Below are 16126 nucleotides of genomic sequence, written 5' to 3'. Positions count from 1 at the left end.
TATGAATCCCGAACATGCACCCATTATCCAGATGAAGAACATCGAAAAGCACTTCGGCAGCGTCATCGCGCTGGCGGGTGTCTCAGTCGATGTGTTCCCTGGCGAATGCCACTGTCTGCTGGGCGACAACGGTGCCGGCAAATCGACCTTCATCAAAACCATGTCCGGCGTTCACAAACCAACGCACGGAGAGATCCTGTTCGAAGGTCACCCCATGCAATTTGCCGACCCGCGCGACGCGATCGAGGCCGGGATCGCGACGGTGCACCAGCATCTGGCAATGATCCCTCTGATGTCGGTCAGCCGGAACTTTTTCATGGGTAATGAGCCGGTGAAAAAGGTCGGACCGATTGAGTTCTTCGATCATGACTATGCCAATCAGGTCACGATGGAAGAGATGAAGAAAATGGGGATTAATCTGCGCGGTCCCGATCAGGCGGTGGGCACTCTGTCGGGTGGTGAACGCCAGACCGTCGCTATCGCGCGCGCGGTGCATTTCGGGGCCAAGGTTCTGATTCTGGACGAACCAACTTCGGCCCTTGGGGTGCGCCAGACCGCCAACGTGCTGGCGACCATCGACAAGGTGCGCAAGCAAGGCATCGCGGTAGTCTTTATCACCCACAACGTCCGCCATGCGTTGGCTGTGGGTGACCGCTTCACAGTTCTGAACCGAGGTCAGACTCTGGGTACCGCGCAGCGCGGGCAGATCACCCCTGATGAGTTACAGGATATGATGGCGGGCGGTCAGGAACTGGTCGAGCTTGAGGGCAGCCTCGGCGGAACCGTTTAATCCCTAAGCGCCCCGCTCGCAGCGCCGGCGGGGCGTCTATTTCTTCTCAAAATACAAAATGACCTCGCCCAGCCGAATGCCAAAGCGCGAGACATAGGCGCGGTTCAGCAGCCGGTCATCGGACAGCAGCCACATCCAGTCATCGAAATTGACCCGCATCGTTCCATCTTTGACGGGCAGGTCGATCTTGTATTTCCAGTTGAACGTATCACCCCGTTCGACCCCGCTTGCGGTGCCCAACACGCCGGGCGCAGTGCCGGTCCAGGTGTCCTCGCCGGTCTTGGTTAGGGTCCAGATCCGCTGTTCGGTCGCGCCGTCGTCATAAGCAAAATCCTCTACCAGCGTCAGCGTCTCACCGTCCCAGGTGCCGTCGATTTCCACCGTAAAGCGGCGCGGGACGTTACCCAGAACATCCTGAAACTGACCATAGGCGACGGTTTTACCCTCAAAGAACTCTTCAAGGTTCAACTGCTTGTCGGACAGGAACGTTTTTGGCACTCGGGGTTTCGCCGAACAAGCGGTGAGAATTGCCAAACCCGCAATGGCCAAAAGCCCGATCAGAAAACGGCGCGAGATCATTGCAGCGTCCGCGACTCAGCGGCAGCGTCATATCCGTTTGCGCCGTTCAGATGAGCCGATTTGGTTTCGGGTGCCGGGCGCATGGTCGCAACCAACTCGGCCACCTTGATACCGAATTTGCGCATCTCGGACCGGTTCATGATCACGCCGTTTTCGGTCAGATACATCCAGTCGGTCACATCCAGAGTATGGCCGCCCGCATCCTCCGGCAGGATGATCCGGTAGTTCAGCTTGACGGTCGAGCCCGAAATCGTGCCTTTACCTTCGCCGACGATGTCATCCGCCGTTGCGATAAACGTACTGCCTGTGCCCAACGTCAGGTACCACTTGCGCGTCATCTTCTTGCCGTTCGAGTAGGTGAAGTATTCCGACAGCGTTCCCTTATTGCCGTCCCATTCGCCGACCATTCGGGCAACAAAGCTGTTCGACATCTTTCCGTTAGGGCCATAGATCAGCCCCTCGGACAGGATTTCGCCGTTCAGGTTCGTCTTCATGTCGAACCTCGGCCCGGTGCCCGAATAGTCCGTGGGCGATTGCGAACGAAAGCTCAGATACCTGCCGCGGGCAAAGAGCAGGGCAAGGATGGCGCACAAAAAGATTGCAATGAGTGTCATTTGGCAGAGACCTCTGTTGGCAGCGTCAGGACCATTCCGAACGCGCCGAGTTTCAGGATGCAGGGCAGCACGGCATAGGCGAGGTTGAGCGTTCTCAACGCGTCAGCCGAATTGGCTTGTCCCGGTGAAAATCCACTGCGCTCCAGCAGTGGCAATGTGAAAAAGGCGGCCAGTGCCAGGCCAAGTTTCCCGGCAAAGGACCAGATGCCGAACGCGGCTGAGGCGTTCAGCCCGGCCCGGGTCAGCGCGACCGAAAACATGGCTGGCAAAACCACCATGTCAGCGCCAAGCGCCGCGCCCGAGGCCAGGCAGATCAGCGCGAAGCCACCCAGATTGCCCGCAGACAGCGAGGCCGCTCCGATAAACCCCGCGATCGACAGCGGCATCGCGATCATCAGGGTCTGCTTCGGACCAATCCGATTGCTCAGCTTTGCCCAAAGCGGGACGCTCGCCCCGGCGCTCAGGAAGAACAGGATCAAAAGCGGGCCAGCCTTGCCGGGCAGCTGCAGACGGTCTTCGACGAAAAACAGAAACAGGGTTGAGGTGATGGCGACCGGCAGGCTGTTGATCAGAGCCAGCATCAGCAAGCGCAACGCTCCTGACTCGCCCAAACCGGCGAAAGACAGGCTGTCTCCGGTGATGGGTGTCCTGCGCCAAATCGGCAATGTCAGGATCAAAACCAAAACAGCAAGCACGCCAAGGAATATCCCGAAGCTTGGATAACCCTGCGATCCGGCGCCAAGGGCGACGAGCACCGCAGGCGCGGCAGCGGCGATGATGACACCGCTCAATTGCCCGCCTTCGCGAAAGGCGGCGAGGGTCATCAGTTCCTTTGCGCTGGCTTGTTTCGCCAGCGTCGCGCTGCGCCCATAAAGCAGAATAGTGCCGAGGCTGTAGGCTGAGAACAACAGCACCAAAACAGACACTAACGCTACGATACTTGCGCCTTCGGGTAGATTGAAGAGCAGCGGAAACCCGACGGCCAGCCCCAATGCAGCCGCAGTAGCGAACAGAATCTGCCCGCCCGGCCAGCGGTCGATGGCCCAGCCAATCACCGGGTCTTGAACCAGATCGACCAGGCGGATGACCAGCAGCACAGTGCCGATCACGCCCAGGCCAATGCCCAGATTAACAGCGGCAAAGCGCGGCAGATGGATATACAGCGGGATGCCCGCCGCAGCCAGCATCAGCGCATAGAGGCTGACACGCGGGTACAGCATCATCGCCCGCGCAGTTTCTGCGTGAACGCAGCAGAACGGGTGTTGTCGCCCAGAAAGATCGACATGAAGCTGCGTTTGATGCCCGGGTAGGACATAGTGCAGGTCTTGCGCCCGTTCAGCCAAAACCGAACTTTGTTGGGCCCCTCGGATACGGCCAGAAACCGGTCGCCTTTCGTCACGACGGCAAAACAGGTCTCAAGCTGATCGCGGACCGGGGCTGGGCGTCCGATCCGGTCCATCTCGTCCAATGTCGAGTTGATCAGCGCCTTTTTGGTCACATTCCGGCGGTATTGAAGCTCAAGCCCGAAATCCTGGGTCCAATTGAGCGGCGCACCCCCTTGGGTAAAGAGTTGCGCGTCATACAGCGGGAACCCGAGATAGCGATAGGTCGCAGATCCGCGCAGTTCTGCGTTCTTCAACTCATTCGCAACAGTTGACGCCGCCAGCCCGGTCGGGACAAGCAGCGCTGCAGAAAGCAAAAGGGCGCTCAGATCATGCCGAGGCCGAAAATACCGGATTTTTGTCAGAGGTCGCATTGTCTGCTCCGAGTGTCTGCGGGACGCCATTTAGCCGATCAACGACATGCATCGCGCTGGCGATCCCGTCTTCGTGAAAGCCATGCCGGTTATATGCCCCGGCAAACCATGTTCGGTTCTGTCCCTGCATCGCGCGGATTTGACCTTGGGCCTTCAGGGCCGCCTTATCGAACACCGGATGGGCAAATTCGACCTGGTCATAGATTTTGTCCGCGGGAATCTCTGATGAGGCATTCAGCGTCACAAAAAGCGGGTCGCTGTCGGGAATATTCTGAAGCCTATTCATCCAATATGTGACCCCAACATTGCCCTTTTGCGACCTGTAGGTCCAACTGGACCAACATGCGCGGCGTCGCGGCATTTGCCGGGGGTCGCAGTGCAATATGGCTGTATTCGGCTGGTATTTGATCGCACCTAGCGCTGCGCGTTCCGCCTTGGTCGCTGAATCGCCCAGTATCGCCAGTGACTGGTCGGAATGTGTTGCGAGGATGATCTCATCAAACAGATCGGCCCGACCATCGCTGTGAACCGTCACCCCAAGATCGTGCCGTTCGATCTGCTGAACGGGCGATGCAACGCGAATGTTGCTGCCCCGATCGCGCAGTACGGCTTCGATGCGGCGCACATATTCAATGCTGCCGCCTTTGACCGTGTACCACTGATGTTGTTTTGCGCGACCGCTGGCCAGCAGGGCATGGTTGCGGAAGAACTGCACCAAAGACCGGGCGGGGAACTGATCGACAAATTCTACCGGAGTAGACCAGATCGCACCGCACATGGGCATCAGGTAGTTGTGGCGGAACCAGTGACCGAGGCGCAGCTGATCCACCAGTTCTCCGATCGTGGTGTCGTCGTCCTGTGCGGCGTCTGGCGCCTCTTTGCCAAAGCGCAGAATGTCCGCGATCATCTTGTAATACGCCGGACGCGCCAGATTGCGTTTCTGCGCCGTCAGCGTGCGCAGGTTGTTCAACCCGTATTCGATGCGGCCATTGTCGATGGTCGCGCCAAAGCTCATCTCGGACTCGGTGACCGGCACATTCAGCTCATCAAACAACTTGGTCAGATAGGGGTAGGTTTTGTAGTTGAAGACAATAAAGCCGGTGTCCACCGGCTGGTCTCCGTTCTTTCCAGCCATGACTGTACGCGCATGACCACCCAGCCGGGGTTCGGCCTCGTAAACGGTTACGTCGTTGTTGGATGAAAGATAGTAAGCTGCGGAGAGACCTGAGATGCCTGCGCCAATTACTGCGATTTTCTTCCGGTCGCCCCGGGATTCGTCGAACATTCAAGCCTCGTTATGTAACGTATTACAATAGGATACGCAGGATAGGCGGGGGTGGATCAATCGGGTTAGAGGTTTTTCTTTTATGCACTACGTTGTGACATTGGGTTACGGCCCGCGTTACAATCGTTACGACGTGATCCAGCGTCCTTTCGTGGCCGTAAAACCACCATAGATCAATGAAACGGTCCCTGAATGAGCATCTTTGACGGAAAAACCTACTGGATCATCGGCGCAAGCGAAGGTTTGGGCCGCGCGCTGGCCGAAGCGCTTGGTCGTCAGGGTGCACATCTTATCCTGTCGGCGCGCAATGCGGATCGGTTGGCGGAAATCTGTGCCGATTTGCCCAATGCGCGTTCCGTTCCGATGGATGTCACTTATTTAGAGTCTGTTCGAGCCGCTGTGGCCGAGACCGGGTCGGTGGATGGGCTGGTTTACAATGCCGGGGCCTATGACCCGATGCGAAGCGGCGAGTGGGATACCGAAGCGGCGCTGAAAATGGCGGATGTGAACTATCTGGGGGCCATGCGCGTGCTTGGGGAAACCGTGCCCGGTTTCGTGAAAGCCGGGCGGGGAGAGATCACGCTGATCGGCTCTTTGGCCGGGTATCATGGGTTGCCTGCTGCGATCGGCTATGCGTCAAGCAAGGCGGCGCTGGTGTCGCTGGCGGAAACGATGCGACATGATCTTGCGGGTACGGGTGTAACGGTGCGGATTGTGAACCCCGGGTTTATCAAAACGCGCCTGACCGAGAAGAATAGTTTCAAGATGCCGATGCTGATGACGCCCGAGGATGCGGCGGATCGCGTGGTCAAAGCCATGTCGCGCCGCCGGTTCCGCACGGATTTTCCTGCGCCGTTCTCCTGGGTTCTGCGTTTGATCGATTACCTGCCGGATTTGCTGGTTTATCGTGGAAAATAGACCCTAATCAGACTTATCCAAACTGTCCCTGACAGAACCAGCCTGCGGACATCGTGCCGCCATGGCCGTAGAACAGCCACAAACGTTCCCCCTGTTCGGTCACCACCACCCAGTAATCGCGCACGCCGCTGCGCCAGTTGGGGTCGTCCAGCCACCATTCCGGGGCGATGCGTTCCGGGCCTGTGGCCTGCGCCAGCTGCCAGTCGCGCCCGCGCCAGCGAAAGGCGGTTGGAACATCCGGGGTTTCCGGGGCCATCACCGGCTCGGGCTGCCACATCTGCAAGGGTCGCGGACGGGGTGGTGCAGGCCAGTCGGGCGCGGGTTCTGACCATGCAGCAGCCAGCACCTGCGCGGTCTTCTCGGGGATATGCGAGGCCGCCGGATGCCGCCGAGTGATCGCGTCGAGCCCCACCCGCGCGCCCAGCTTGCCGATCAGGTCTTCGACGGCGGTGTTGCCGTCCAGCCGGTCGCGGGCCACACGGCGCGCCTCGGCATGACCGGCCATGGTGCGGGCGTGGATGGGTTCCGTCTGGATCGCCTCAAGCCGCAGCATGTCGATGCCATAGCCCGCATCGATCTTGTCGATTTTCATCTCTAACAAAGGACGAATGCGATGTTTGTCATGAGTTGGCCGGGCCAGACCGATCTCGATGACCTCGGCCGCCTGATCGGCGCGATGGGCCTCAAGCCGCAAGGTCCGCACCCCGCGGCCCTTCTCCTCAAGCTTGGTACAAAGCGTCGGCAACACCCGGTCAATTGCTGCCATCACATCCTCGACCAGACCAATCGGGTTGGGCAGGGTCATGCGCACCGCAAAGTGATTTGGCGGGCGGGCAGGAGAGACCGGCTCGGGCGCGCTGCCCATTGCCTGATCCAACCGCAGCACGAGGCCGCGCCCGAACCGTCTCGCCAAACCGGCGCGCGGTTGGCCCAGCAGGTCCCCGATCCGACGCAGGCCCAGACTGTTCAACTGCGTCACGACACGATCTTCCAGCCGCAGCGCTGCGATGGGCAAGGGGCTGAGCGCGCCATAGGATTGCCCCGGTGCGGCAACGCGGGCACCACCGCCCAGTGCAATCACCTGCGGCGCGGCCCCGCCCTTGGTCCAGTGCCGCCGCTTGGTGGCGCGGGCGCGGGTGGCGCGGGCTTCCTGATTGATGGCGTCACCATTGCGGTCCGAGGTGGCCTCTTGCCCCGCGTACCGTGCCAAAGCCCAGGCCGCGCCCAGCGTATCAGCGATACCCATCTGCACGCTTAACCCCATATCGGCGCAATCGGTCTCAATCACGCTCAGCAACGCTTCTTCCCCGCCGAACAGATGCGCGCAGCCTGACAGGTCCACAATCAACCCATCGGGGGCCTCTTCGGCGACCCATGGGCTGAACTTACCGACCCAGCGGCGCAGGGCGGTCAGAAACGCAGCCTCGGCCGGAGCGTTGCGGTGGCGCGTAATCAGCGCGGCGCACATGGCATGAGCATCACGCACCGGCTGCCCCACGTGCAGCCCGGCGGCCTGTGCGTCGGTATTCAAAGACGTGATGACCTGCATGTTCGACTGTTCGGCGACGACAGCCAAAGGCCCGTCCTGCAGCCCCCGCGCGGCGCGGATCAGCCGTTCAGCCCCCAATCGGGGGAACCACAGGGATAGTATTCGGCGTTTCGGCATTGGGCAGACATCAAAATGTTCTCATTTTGTTCTTAAATGAGAATCATACCCCGAGTCCACGCCTAGCCGCAGGTCAGCCGTTGAATGATCCCGGACCCATTCACATAAACGTTCAGGCGGTCGATGCGGTAATCCTGCGTGGCGATCCCATCCGGTCCAAGCACGCGGGATCGGTCCGGTAAATCCGCCTGAATGGTCGATACCGGTTGTCCGATGGACTCTGCAAAGGGCTCACCCTGACAAAAGGCCAAATCGACGGGGGCGCCCCGGGGCGCAAGCGGGTCATCTTCGGAAACGGGCGGTTGCGCGCACGCGGCCAACAAACCCAGCGCAGGGATAAATCGATACATTGGCGTTCCTCTTTCCGGCAATGTCGTTTCTGAAATATCAAGTGTTTAGCATAGCTGTCACCAAAGCGCAGTTGAAAACGCGCTGCAATTGACGCAGGGTCGGAAAAAACAGACAGGGAGACAGTCATTATGCGTACCCGTGCCGCCGTCGCCGTTCAGGCGGGCAAACCTCTGGAAGTGATGGAGGTGAATCTCGAAGGCCCCAAGGCGGGTGAAGTTCTGGTTGAGATCAAGGCCACCGGCATTTGCCATACCGATGAATTCACCCTGTCCGGTGCGGACCCCGAGGGTCTGTTCCCAGCCATTCTTGGCCATGAAGGCGCAGGCGTGGTGGTCGAAGTCGGCCCGGGCGTCACCAGCCTGAAGCCCGGTGATCACGTGATCCCGCTTTACACGCCGGAATGTCGCGAATGCGAATATTGCCTGCATCCCAAGACCAATCTGTGTCAGGCGATCCGCACCACGCAGGGACAAGGTCTGATGCCGGATGGCACATCGCGCTTTTCGACGTTGGATGGGGACCCGATCCTGCATTACATGGGCTGCTCGACCTTCTCGAACCACACGGTTCTGCCCGAGATCGCGCTGGCCAAAGTGCGCGAAGACGCGCCTTTCGACAAGATCTGCTACATCGGCTGCGGTGTAACCACCGGGATCGGAGCGGTCATCAACACTGCCAAGGTCGAAATCGGAAGCCGCGCCATTGTCTTTGGTCTTGGCGGCATTGGCCTGAACGTGATCCAGGGCCTGCGTCTGGCCGGGGCCGATCAGATTGTCGGCGTGGACCTGAACCCGTCAAAGGTCAACATGGCAACGGCCTTCGGCATGACCGATTTCGTGAACCCAAAAGAGGTCGAAGGCGATCTGGTTCCCTATCTGGTCGATCTGACCAAAGGCGGTGCGGACTACACCTTTGACGCCACCGGCAATGTCGGCGTGATGCGCGATGCTCTGGAATCAGCGCACAAAGGCTGGGGTGAATCGATCATCATCGGCGTGGCACCTGCCGGCGCTGAGATCTCGACCCGTCCCTTCCAGCTGGTCACGGGTCGGTCATGGCGCGGCACGGCCTTTGGCGGCGCACGGGGTCGCACCGACGTGCCCAAGATCGTCGACTGGTACATGGAAGGCAAGATTGAGATCGATCCGATGATCACCCACACCATGGGGCTTGACGACATCAACGAAGGGTTCGACCTGATGCACCGGGGCGAGAGCATCCGGTCGGTCGTCGTCTACTAAGACACTGAACCAAGGATTTTGAGAGCGGCGCACTGGGTGGTGCGCCGTTTGCTATTCTCCGGGCCGCGTCGCCCCGGTATCTGACCGCGGTGACCTCACCCGCAGAACAGGGGTGTTGGTGGACGACGTGTTCGCCCGGCTCTCGCGCCACACCACGAAGACGCCCGAGGCGATGATGATGCTGGCCCCGACCGCGACCCAGCCGTCAGGTTTTTCACCAAAGAAGACCATGCCGAACAGGGTGGCCCAGATGATCTGGCTGTATTGGCTGGGGGCGACCACGCCCGCAGGGGCGGCGCGATAGGCCAGAATGATCAGGTGCTGCGCGATGACCGAGAACACCCCAACCAGTGCCATCATCGCCAGATGCAGCAGCGAGGGCGGCTGATAAACGGCAGGCTGCGCGAGGCTCATGACTCCGATGGCCAGCAGCATCGGGTAGAGGATGAGTACAGCCGAGCGCTCCTCATTTCCGATCTTGCGCACCAGAACCGAAGCGAAGGCGCTGCAAAATGCCGCCGTCAGCGCGGCGAGGTGGCCCAGGGTGATATCTGTTGCGCCGGGTCGCAGAACGATCAGAACGCCGATCAGACCGACGCCGACAGCGGCCCAGCGTTGGGCGCGCACGACTTCTCCCAAAACCGGGATCGACAGAACCGTGACGATCAGCGGGAAGGAAAACAGCAGCGAATAGACCTCGGCCAAAGGCAGGACCGAAAAAGCATAAAAGGCGCAGGACATGCCCGTCAGCATCAGGGCTGATCGCAACAGCACCAACCACGGGTGTCGGGGCAGGAAGTTCCCGGTTGCACGGTCGGTCAGGATTGTGACGGCCATCGGTACAAAGGAAAACAGCGTCGCAAAAAAGATGATCTGCAGCACCGAGTAAGTCCCGCCCAGCACTTTGATCAGCGCATCGTGGCTGGCGAAGACGGCAAAGCCCGCGAAAGCATAGCCAAGGCCCTTGAGGGTATTGTTTTGTGCGGTCATCTGGCGGGACCTCGGGTAACATGTCCGGTGGATTACTTGCTGCTTAAACCCATTTGCCAGAGTCTGATAGTCTGAATTTTACCGCTAACATCGGTTTTCTACGTGCCGCCACTATCGCAGGATCGGTGGTGCATCCTTGGGTTGGCGCGCGGATTGCACCCCTGCCTTCATCCCGACGCCGATGCGTCGCGCCAATGCGACCCAAGGGGTTGCAGTGTCTGGGGGCAGCGTCTGGGTGGCGACCTCTTCGAACAGGTCCAGCCAATGGGCGAACATCTCGGGCCGCACGTCGGGCCGTTCGATGTGTACCCGCTGCGGATTGCCGTCATAGCTGCGCTCATACAGGATGGCGTTGCGCCAGAAAGCGGCGATTTTGTCCTCATGCGCGGGCCAGTTGTGGACATGCTTGTTGAAGACAGGGCCCAGCACCGAATCCTCGCGCACGCGTGCATAGAAGGCGCGGACTTGCGCATTGATTTGCGTGGGCGTCGCGGGAAAGCGCGGGGGCAGGGTTGGTCGGGTCATTGGGATCACGGAATATGGCTCTGTTGCGGGCTTATCCCGTTACGTGGTCAGGCAACAGGCGTGGTTTTGTCGCGCGGTTCGGGCGTCAGGATATGCCGCAACAGGGCTACCGGATGCGCCCGCAGGCTGAGACGGGTGGCGACGTAATCCTCGACCACCTGCTCGCCGAGTGTCATCTGCGGCAGATAGGCTTCTGGTTCGTCCAGCGCCTCACCCTCCAGATCCCGCGAGAACAAGGGCAGAGGTTTGGCGGTCGCAATCGCCTTGGCCTGCCACAGCGCTTCACGCCTTGTCAGGTCGCAGGCGGCGAAGGCATCGGCCTCGGCCAGCCGTTCGATCACCGACGGCCCCAGCCCCGCGCGCCGCCAGACGTCATCCACCTGATGGTAGCCATTGCCGCGCGCAGCGGTCAGCCAGCTGGCATCTTCCTCGCTCAGGCCTTTGATCTGACGGAACCCCAGCCGCAGGGCCAACCCGCCGTGACCGTCGGGTTCCATCACATTGTCCCAGAAACTGGCATTGATGCAGACCGGGCGCACCTGAACCCCGTGTTCGCGCGCGTCCCGCACGATTTGGGCGGGCGCATAGAACCCCATCGGTTGCGAGTTTAGCAGGGCACAGGCGAAAATCCCCGGATGGTGGCATTTGATCCAGGCCGAGGCATAGACCAACAGCGCAAAGCTGGCCGCATGGCTTTCAGGGAAGCCGTAGGATCCAAACCCTTCGATCTGCGAAAAACAGCGCTCGGCAAAATCCTGTTCATAGCCGTTGCGCTCCATCCCGCGCAGGAACAGAGAACGGAATTCGCTGACGGACCCATGCTTTTTGAACGTCGCCAGCGACCGCCGCAGCCGGTCGGCCTGTTCAGGGGTAAACCCCGCGCCGACAATGGCGATCTGCATCGCCTGTTCCTGAAATAGTGGCACGCCCAGCGTTTTGCCCAAGACCTCGCCCAATGCGTCCGAAGGGAAGCTGACCTCTTCCTCGCCATTGCGGCGGCGGATGTATGGGTGAACCATGTCGCCCTGAATGGGGCCGGGGCGGATGATGGCGACTTCGATCACCAGATCATAGAAATTGCGCGGCCGCATCCGGGGCAGAAAGTTCATCTGTGCCCGGCTTTCGACTTGGAACACGCCGACGCTGTCGGCCTTGCACAGCATGTCATACACCGCCGGATCTTCGGGCGGCAGGGTGGCCAACGCATAGCCGGTCTGGTGATGCTGGCTGATCAGATCAAACGCCTTGCGGATACAGGTCAACATCCCGAGGCTGAGCACATCGACCTTCAGAATACCAAGGCTGTCGATATCGTCCTTGTCCCAGCAGATGACCGTACGATCCTCCATCGTGGCGTTTTCGATGGGGACAAGCTCGTCCAACCGCCCCTCGGTTATGATGAAACCGCCCACATGTTGGGACAGGTGACGGGGGAAGCCGTCGATCTCATATACCAAGGATAGAGTCTGTTTTAGGCGGCGATCCTCGGGGTCGAGGCCAATCTCGCGCATCCGGTGCGCCTCAAGCCCCTTGGCTGAGAAGAAGCCCCAAAGCTGTGACGAGAGCGCCGAGATCGTGTCTTCGGTCAGGCCCATGGCGCGGCCGACCTCGCGGATGGCGCGCTTGCCGCGATAATGCACGACTGTTGCACACAGACCCGCGCGTTCGCGGCCATAGCGCTCATAGATGTGCTGGATCACCTCTTCGCGGCGTTCATGTTCGAAATCCACGTCAATATCGGGTGGCTCATCCCGCGCCTCGGACACGAAGCGTTCAAAGACCATCGTACCCAACTCGGGGCTGACTTCGGTGATGCCAAGGCAGTAGCAGACCACCGAATTGGCCGCCGAGCCGCGCCCCTGACACAAGATATCGCGCGAGCGGGCGAAGGTGACGATGTCGCGGACGGTCAGGAAATAGGGCTCGTATTTCAACTTGCCGATCAGGGTCAGTTCATGGGCCAGCATCTTCTCGGCCTTATCGGACGCCCCCGCCGGATAGCGCCATTTCAACCCCTCATGCGCTAGACGGTGCAGGCGCTGGGTCGGGGTTTCTTGTTCGTCGCCCTCGCTGGGGTATTCATAACGCAGCTCATCAAGCGAGAATGTGAGGTCCTGGCTAAGCGCATGGGCGCGGGCGACGGCCCCTTCGTGACCTTTGAAGATGCGCAGCATTTCGGCCTCGGACCGCAGGCGCAGTTCCCCATTGGCCAGAGCATCCCGGCCTAGATCATCAACCTTGCGGCGCAGGCGGATGGCGGTCAGCACATCCCCCAACTTGCGCCGCGCGCCGTGATGCATCATCGGCGTGGCGCTGGCGAGGGTTGGGAGTCCGAGCTGCTTTGATTCAGTCTCTAACAAAGAGAAATATGAACTGTCTGCACCATCATACCGAGGGTGCATCAACAGATGCATCCGCCCGGCAAAGCGGCGCGTCAGCTGTTGCGCCTGTGTCCGCCATGCGTCCGCGCCGCCCTTGGACCGGTCCGCCTGTGGCCAGAGCAGCAGGTGGAGACCATCGGCGAATTCCATCAGGTCGGACATATGCAGGATGCAGTCGCCTTTTTCAGCCCTCAGGCGGCCAACGGACAGGATGCGGCACAGGTTGCCCCAGCCTTGCCGGTTCAGCGGCAAGGCGGTGACAGTGGGCGCATCGGTAAAAATCAGCCGCGCGGCGGGGATCAGGCGGGGCACCGCGTGGATGGGATACGAAGGTGGTTTCGGGATGTGATCGGGGCAAGGCGGACCGATGGAGGTATTCTGCCCCTCCCACTCCAACCGTTCGCGGACCTTTCGGGCGATCTCGCGCCCTTGGGTATGGGCGCGCACGATCCCGGCGACCGAGTTGTCATCGGCAATCGCTATGGCGGGCAGGCCCAGGGTGACGGCACGCTCCATATACTCCTCGGGGTGCGAAGCCCCGGTGAGGAAGGTGAAATTCGATGTGATCGACAGTTCGGCATACATGGCGAATCCCTATTATATTCACGTTTTGTTCTTTTTCGAGTCCTTTGCGCAAAAAACGGGTCGCTTGGACCTGATCAGCCGCGCATGGTCACAGAAAAAGGAGACCCGACATGTTCAAGATCACCGCTCTTCCGACAGACGAAGTTCGCGCCCTTCAGGCCGGTCAACCCGATGCTTATGGTGCCGCGCCCGAGCGCGCAGTGTCCTCGGGCGCTGGAAATCCCTGTCGTCACTGCCTGCAGAACATTCCCGAAGGTGCCGAGATGCTGATACTGGCACATCGCCCTTTTTTAGAGCCACATCCTTATGCCGAAACAGGGCCGATCTTTCTATGTGCTGCGCCTTGCGAACGGTATGACGGTGACGTGCTGCCCGAGATTCTGACCACCTCGCCGGACTACCTGATCAAAGGATACGGGGAGGACGATCGGATCGTTTATGGCACCGGGGCCATCACGCCTAAAGATCAAATCGATGCAAAGGTCAGCGACATTTTTGCGCGCCCGGATGTGGCATATATTCACGTCCGGTCTGCGCGGAACAATTGCTACCAGGCACGGATCGACCGAGCCTAAAGCTTGACCCGATGCATGCCCCGGCGCGGCTGGTCGTGATCATCCACAGGGGCGTCATCGGCGCGAGAGGAGGTGAGAGCGAGGAAGACATCCTCAAGATCCGCTTCCTCGGTACGCACGTCCCGGATGCGGATACCTGCAGCGCGGACAGATTCCAGAACCTGCTCGGCGCTGGTCTGTGCGCTGCGGTATTGCAGCATCAGGCTGCCGTCGTCGCGCAAGCTGGCCTCGACGCCGTCGGTCACCGGCAAGTCAACCACCGGGTTGTCGGGAATAATGACCATCGTCCGGCTGTCCATGCGGCCCAACAGGTTTGTGGTGCTATCCTGCGTGATCTTCTCGCCGTGGTTGATGATCGCGATCTCGTCGCACATCTCCTGCGCTTCCTCCAGATAATGCGTGGTCAGGATGATGGTCATCCCCTGCTCGTTCAGCTTGCGCACATTGGTCCAGAGCATCTGGCGCAGCTCGATATCCACGCCTGCGGTCGGTTCATCCAGCACCAGAATCTTCGGGTGATGTACCAGCGCCTTGGCCAACAAAAGCCGCCGACGCATCCCGCCTGAGAGGGTGCGGGCATAGGCCTCGGCCTTGTCGCCGAGACCCACGAGGTCCAGAATCTCATCACTGCGGCGTTGCGCCTTGGGCACGCCATACAGTCCGGCCTGAACCTCCAGCGCACCGCGCGGGGTGAAGAAAGGGTCGAGGTTCAGCTCTTGCGGCATGACACCAATGGCCGCGCGCGACTGTCGGGGATGTTGATCCTGATCGAAGCCCCAGATCGAAACGCGGCCCGAGGATTTTATCACTAGACCTGCAAGAATGTTGATCAGGGTCGATTTTCCGGCTCCGTTCGGCCCAAGCAGGCCAAAGACTGACCCACGCGGAACCGTCAGATCAATGCCTTTCAAAGCATGCTTTTCCGGTTGACCCTTGCCACCACGGTAGGTCTTGCGCAGACCGTCGATCCTGATTGCCGCATCGCTCATGTGGCTCTTGCCCCCGGTTTGCTCATCGCTCATAAACGCACCTAAACCATGCCCGCGAGGCCGACAACCGAAGAAGGATCGCCAGCCGTGACCATCGAAGCGCCGGAAACCAGGATCGTCGAAACTGCCCGTGTCGCCTGTGACGGAGGCGAAGGCGCGCTGGGTCATCCGCGCGTCTGGTTGCAAATTCCTGAAGATACAGGCTGGGTCGAATGCCCGTACTGCGACTGTAAATATGTCCTGAAAGGGTCCGAGGCGGGCTGAGCGCGGCTCGCGGTCGTCTACGCTGTATTAAATCCCTAAGCTGACTCTGCCCCAGAATTGCCGTTTTGCAGGGTTATCCAGCGCTGAACCAAGCAGAGGCGCAGCATGTCCGAAACCGCACTCAACACCGCACCGAATCCGGTTTTCGGCTGGTTGGGATTTGGCCTTGGAGCCATATCGCTGATGGCGGCCTTGTTTGTGTTTTGGGCCGGGCCCTTTGCACCGCAACAGACAACTGGCGTCTCTCTGGGTGAGTTAGCCGCCGAGATCGGCAAGGCGACTCTGCGATCAGCCGCGGGGTTGGAGCAGCCTGAACCGGCAGCCCGCGTCCGCGACATGGATGATTACCTGCGTACGGCTGTAGCCATGCTGGGCGGCATCGCGATCATTCTGTCCGTGATCGGCATCCTGCGGCACGAAAAGATGCGCCCGGCCATTGCAGGGATCGCTATCGGGATCGGCGCAATCCTGTTTCAGTTCTTCAGCATGCTGTTTTTCGCTTTCCTCGGCGTGCTGATCATCATGGCGCTTTTGAACAGCTTCTCGGATGTGTTCTCGGGCCTGTTTGGCGGCTGACCCGCGTTCTTGACTGGCCACCCGCGCGGCCCTGTGGCAGA

General features: G+C 60.2%; 17 protein-coding genes. 6 read left to right on the top strand and 11 right to left on the bottom strand.

The window, feature by feature from the left end; genetic code table 11:
• The first annotated feature begins 1 nt into the window (after position 1).
• Positions 2-790, top strand: coding sequence for an ATP-binding cassette domain-containing protein (locus ACR0CR_RS15100; RefSeq protein ID WP_480600487.1), 789 nt, complete (start codon positions 2-4; stop codon positions 788-790).
• 36 nt (positions 791-826) lie between these two features.
• Here ACR0CR_RS15100 and ACR0CR_RS15095 read toward each other — a convergent pair whose 3' ends face one another.
• Genes ACR0CR_RS15095 through ACR0CR_RS15075 form a run of 5 tightly spaced genes read right to left on the bottom strand, consistent with a single transcriptional unit; the run spans position 827 to position 5024 of the window.
• Positions 827-1369, bottom strand: coding sequence for a DUF3833 domain-containing protein (locus ACR0CR_RS15095; protein ID WP_480600485.1), 543 nt, complete (start codon positions 1367-1369; stop codon positions 827-829).
• A complete protein-coding gene (locus tag ACR0CR_RS15090; protein ID WP_480600483.1) occupies positions 1366-1983 on the bottom strand; it encodes a DUF3833 domain-containing protein in 618 nt (205 codons plus the stop codon). Before ACR0CR_RS15090 ends, ACR0CR_RS15095 begins: the two co-directional genes overlap by 4 nt.
• A complete protein-coding gene (locus ACR0CR_RS15085) occupies positions 1980-3203 on the bottom strand; it encodes an MFS transporter (RefSeq protein ID WP_480600581.1) in 1224 nt (407 codons plus the stop codon). Before ACR0CR_RS15085 ends, ACR0CR_RS15090 begins: the two co-directional genes overlap by 4 nt.
• The gene (locus ACR0CR_RS15080; RefSeq protein WP_480600481.1) at positions 3203-3739 is read right to left on the bottom strand and encodes a hypothetical protein; all 537 of its coding nucleotides are present in this window, start codon (positions 3737-3739) and stop codon (positions 3203-3205) included. The genes ACR0CR_RS15085 and ACR0CR_RS15080 overlap by 1 nt, the downstream gene beginning before the upstream one ends.
• Entirely contained in the window at positions 3696-5024 is a 1329-nt protein-coding gene (locus ACR0CR_RS15075) for an NAD(P)/FAD-dependent oxidoreductase (RefSeq protein ID WP_480600479.1), read from the bottom strand. Before ACR0CR_RS15075 ends, ACR0CR_RS15080 begins: the two co-directional genes overlap by 44 nt.
• A gap of 192 nt (positions 5025-5216) precedes the next feature.
• On the opposite strand from ACR0CR_RS15075, the gene ACR0CR_RS15070 reads away from it, so the two are divergent.
• On the top strand, positions 5217-5942 hold the full coding sequence (locus ACR0CR_RS15070) for an SDR family NAD(P)-dependent oxidoreductase (RefSeq protein ID WP_480600477.1): 726 nt from the start codon (positions 5217-5219) through the stop codon (positions 5940-5942).
• A gap of 13 nt (positions 5943-5955) precedes the next feature.
• Here ACR0CR_RS15070 and ACR0CR_RS15065 read toward each other — a convergent pair whose 3' ends face one another.
• Both ACR0CR_RS15065 and ACR0CR_RS15060 read right to left on the bottom strand, forming a co-directional pair.
• The gene (locus ACR0CR_RS15065; protein WP_480600474.1) at positions 5956-7608 is read right to left on the bottom strand and encodes a DUF6504 family protein; all 1653 of its coding nucleotides are present in this window, start codon (positions 7606-7608) and stop codon (positions 5956-5958) included.
• A gap of 62 nt (positions 7609-7670) precedes the next feature.
• A complete protein-coding gene (locus tag ACR0CR_RS15060) occupies positions 7671-7958 on the bottom strand; it encodes an I78 family peptidase inhibitor (RefSeq protein ID WP_480600471.1) in 288 nt (95 codons plus the stop codon).
• A 129-nt stretch (positions 7959-8087) separates the two neighbouring features.
• On the opposite strand from ACR0CR_RS15060, the gene ACR0CR_RS15055 reads away from it, so the two are divergent.
• Positions 8088-9200, top strand: a complete 1113-nt coding sequence (locus ACR0CR_RS15055) for an S-(hydroxymethyl)glutathione dehydrogenase/class III alcohol dehydrogenase (protein WP_480600470.1) — start codon at positions 8088-8090, stop codon at positions 9198-9200.
• Positions 9201-9251: 51 nt separating this feature from the next.
• Here ACR0CR_RS15055 and ACR0CR_RS15050 read toward each other — a convergent pair whose 3' ends face one another.
• The 3 genes from ACR0CR_RS15050 to ACR0CR_RS15040 all read right to left on the bottom strand — a co-directional run bounded on the left by ACR0CR_RS15050 (position 9252) and on the right by ACR0CR_RS15040 (position 13681).
• Positions 9252-10190 (bottom strand): DMT family transporter, encoded by a 939-nt coding sequence (locus ACR0CR_RS15050; protein WP_480600468.1) that lies wholly within the window; start codon positions 10188-10190, stop codon positions 9252-9254.
• A gap of 111 nt (positions 10191-10301) precedes the next feature.
• Positions 10302-10715, bottom strand: coding sequence for a group III truncated hemoglobin (locus tag ACR0CR_RS15045; protein ID WP_480600465.1), 414 nt, complete (start codon positions 10713-10715; stop codon positions 10302-10304).
• Positions 10716-10762: 47 nt separating this feature from the next.
• Positions 10763-13681, bottom strand: a complete 2919-nt coding sequence (locus ACR0CR_RS15040) for an error-prone DNA polymerase (RefSeq protein WP_480600462.1) — start codon at positions 13679-13681, stop codon at positions 10763-10765.
• A 110-nt stretch (positions 13682-13791) separates the two neighbouring features.
• Here ACR0CR_RS15040 and ACR0CR_RS15035 point away from each other — a divergent pair, with 110 nt between their 5' ends.
• Positions 13792-14256, top strand: a complete 465-nt coding sequence (locus ACR0CR_RS15035; RefSeq protein ID WP_480600459.1) for a DUF1203 domain-containing protein — start codon at positions 13792-13794, stop codon at positions 14254-14256.
• Here ACR0CR_RS15035 and ACR0CR_RS15030 read toward each other — a convergent pair.
• Entirely contained in the window at positions 14253-15245 is a 993-nt protein-coding gene (locus tag ACR0CR_RS15030) for an ABC transporter ATP-binding protein (RefSeq protein ID WP_480600579.1), read from the bottom strand. The two genes, ACR0CR_RS15035 and ACR0CR_RS15030, sit on opposite strands and share 4 nt — an antisense overlap.
• A gap of 87 nt (positions 15246-15332) precedes the next feature.
• Here ACR0CR_RS15030 and ACR0CR_RS15025 point away from each other — a divergent pair, with 87 nt between their 5' ends.
• Together ACR0CR_RS15025 and ACR0CR_RS15020 are read left to right on the top strand one after the other, a co-directional pair.
• Positions 15333-15509, top strand: coding sequence for a zinc-finger domain-containing protein (locus ACR0CR_RS15025; RefSeq protein ID WP_480600457.1), 177 nt, complete (start codon positions 15333-15335; stop codon positions 15507-15509).
• 105 nt (positions 15510-15614) lie between these two features.
• Positions 15615-16085, top strand: a complete 471-nt coding sequence (locus tag ACR0CR_RS15020; RefSeq protein WP_480600454.1) for a hypothetical protein — start codon at positions 15615-15617, stop codon at positions 16083-16085.
• The last annotated feature ends 41 nt before the right edge of the window (positions 16086-16126 follow it).

The sequence above is a fragment of the Ruegeria sp. AM2 genome (genome assembly GCF_056540685.1).
This window is presented reverse-complemented; position numbering and strand designations above follow the sequence as displayed.